This is a genomic window from Kitasatospora sp. NPDC002040 (assembly GCF_040296785.1).
In the GTDB taxonomy this organism is placed as follows: domain Bacteria; phylum Actinomycetota; class Actinomycetes; order Streptomycetales; family Streptomycetaceae; genus Kitasatospora.
The window spans coordinates 1-2,599 of sequence record NZ_JBEOXV010000039.1; the positions used below are offsets into that span (position 1 = coordinate 1).

Here is a 2,599-nt window from a genome sequence, read left to right on the forward strand (position 1 = left end):
CGGGAACTTGACCGAGCCGCTGCCGGGCTTGAAGCCCTCCGGGATCGCCCGGCCCGGGTAGTACTGCTGCTGCAGACGGGTCCAGGTGCCGTCCGCGATCACCTCGTCGAGGGCCTTGTTCAGCGCACCCAGCAGCTCCGGGCGGTCGAGGGCGACGGCGAAGGCGGTCGGCGAGGAGCTGAGCTGCTTCTGCGCCAGCACCACCTTGCCGCCGCTGTCGTTGGCGCTCTTCTCACCGATCTCCGCGGGCGAGATCCAGGCCTCGGCGGTGCCGGTCTTCAGCTGGTTGAGGGCGCTGTTGTAGTCGGGCACCCGGACCGGGTCGAGCTTGTTCTTGGTGGCGTAGTCGTCCTGGACGGTGCCCTGGACGACGACCACCCGCTTGCCGGTGAGCTGGTCGAAGTTGGTGATCGGCGAACCGGCGGGGACGTCCAGCCCGAAGTAGCCGAAGTCGTAGCCGTTGCTGAAGGCCACCGTCTTCTTGCGGGCCTCGGTGATGGTGATGGACGAACTGCCCACGTCGAACTTGCGGTTGGCGACCTGCGAGAGCAGGGCGGAGAAGTCCGTCGAGGCGAACTGCACCTTGAGGCCGGCCTTGGCGGCGACGGCGGTGAACAGGTCGTTGTCGAAGCCGGTGAACTTGCCGTCCTTGAGGTAGACGTTCGGCGGCGCGTCCGAGAGCGTGCCGACGCGTATCGTCCCCGGCTCCGTCAGCTTGTACGGGTTGTCGGCGGCCTTCGACGAGGACGTGCTGCTGCACGCGCCGAGCGAGGCGACCGAGACGACGGCGGCGAGGGTGGCGAGGAGGACCCGACGCGAGTGCATGAAAGAGCTCCAGACATGGTGCGGCCGGACATGGTGCGGCCAGGGAGGGTTCGGGCGGGGAGGAACGGCGCGGCCGGCCCGCACGGGTCCAGGGGACCGGCGTTGGGCGGCAGCGGAGGAGAGGTCACACGGCCGGGACCCGTAGGGCTACGGGTGGAGCGGTGTGGGTCGAACGAGGGGAACGCAGCAGGCCGTCGGCGTCAGAGCCGGAAAAGGGCGTGCGTCAGCAGCTGGGGCGACAGCTTGTCGCCGTCACACGGCGCAGGTCGATGTGCCTGCGCGAAACGAGGTATCCAGCCATGCGGGCACTATGCGTGGTGATCGTCCGCGGAGTCAAACCGAGCCGGTGGCGGGCGGCCTCGGGCCGGTCCTGCGGTCCTCGACCCTGACGCGGTGTCAGTGCAGGAGGACGGAGAACAGTTCCGCGATGGTGAAGCCGCTGTCGGCGGGGTGGCGCAGTTCCTTGGCGGTGATGACGCTGTAGTGGTTGGTGCGGCCCTCGCGGCGGTGGCTGAGGTAGCCGGCGGCTTCGAGGTCGGCGATGATCCGCTGGACGGCGCGCTCGGTGAGCAGGCACTGGGCGGCGATGTCCCGTACCCGGATGCCGGGATCGCGGGCGATCTGCACGAGGACCCGGGCGTGGTTGGTGAGGAAGGTCCACTGCCGTCCGGGTTCCGGGGTGCTGTCCATGAGGTCAGCATAGGCGGCCCGATTCACGACAGCAGAAGCACGAAATCCATTTCAGGTAAACCTTGACATGTTCGGTGATGCGGGCGAACAGTGGAGTCATCCCGGATCGATCCGTCCGCCTTCGGGTGGCTGCCCCTGGAGACTGCTCGATGACTCCCCCCACCCGTGAAGGCCCCGAGCAGGCTGCGGACGACGAGGCCTCCGGGCCCGCGCACGGCACGACGGTGCTGTCCACCGTCGGCCCGCTCGAGGTCCGGCTGGGCGGCGGTTCGGAGCGGGCGACGGCCTGGATCAGCGGCGAGATCCTCCTCGACAACGCCGATCAGCTGCTGGAGGTGCTCAGCCAGGCCGTGCTGGCCGGCCGGGCCGGACTCGACCTCGACACCACGGCCGTCACGTTCACCGACAGCTCGGGCCTCAACGCGCTGCTGGAACTGCGCCTCCGGGCACTGGAGTCGGGACACCTGCTCACCCTGCGGCCGGGGGCCCGCATGGGCCGCCTGCTGGACCTCACCGGGACCCGGGACCTGTTCCCGCCCTCATCGGCCGGGACCATCCCGGACGCCGGGCAGCACCACGGCAGTTGACGGACCGTCCGGCGGATCGGGGTCAGCGGCGCGGCCGTCGCAGGACGGCGAGCGGCAGGACCACCCAGCACACCCCGAACCAGAGCAGCACACCCCCGGCGATGGCCCAGGCGGCCCAGCCGAGCCCGGCGACCCGCAGCAGGAGCAGCAGCGCGGCGGCGACGTTCAGGGCCAGCACGGCCAGACCGAAGCCGATCAGCTGCTCGACGGCGCGGACCATCCTCGGCTTGACGTGCCGGCCGGCCAGCAGGCGGTGGAAGGAGACCGGTGCGATCAGGGCACCGACCGCGACCGCACCGAGCGTCACCACGGCGGCGTACAGGCCGCGTTCGAAGCCGTCGACGGTGGCGAACCGCGGGGTGAAGGCGACGGTCAGCAGGAAGCCGAGCATGATCTGCGCGCCGGTCTGGGCGATCCGCACCTCCTGGAGCTGTTCGCCCCAGCGGCGGTCGGCCCGCTCCTCCTCGGTCTCGTGCCGCCCGGGATCAGGGGAGTTC

4 protein-coding genes are annotated in these 2,599 nt (G+C 70.3%); 1 reads left to right on the top strand and 3 read right to left on the bottom strand.

All coding sequences use genetic code 11. From position 1 onward, the window contains the following. Together ABT118_RS32590 and ABT118_RS32595 are read right to left on the bottom strand one after the other, a co-directional pair. A partial coding sequence (locus tag ABT118_RS32590; protein WP_350678510.1) for an ABC transporter substrate-binding protein occupies positions 1–825 on the bottom strand: 825 nt, incomplete at its 3' end. 396 nt (positions 826–1,221) lie between these two features. After that, entirely contained in the window at positions 1,222–1,515 is a 294-nt protein-coding gene (locus tag ABT118_RS32595) for a helix-turn-helix transcriptional regulator (protein ID WP_350678513.1), read from the bottom strand. Positions 1,516–1,664: 149 nt separating this feature from the next. Here ABT118_RS32595 and ABT118_RS32600 point away from each other — a divergent pair, with 149 nt between their 5' ends. Further along, positions 1,665–2,102 carry an STAS domain-containing protein gene (locus ABT118_RS32600; RefSeq protein ID WP_350678516.1) on the top strand — a complete coding sequence of 146 codons (438 nt, stop codon included), beginning with the start codon at positions 1,665–1,667 and terminating at the stop codon, positions 2,100–2,102. Positions 2,103–2,124: 22 nt separating this feature from the next. Here the strand turns inward: ABT118_RS32600 and ABT118_RS32605 are convergent. After that, on the bottom strand, positions 2,125–2,599 hold a 475-nt coding region (locus tag ABT118_RS32605), incomplete at its 5' end, for a DUF6328 family protein (RefSeq protein WP_350678521.1).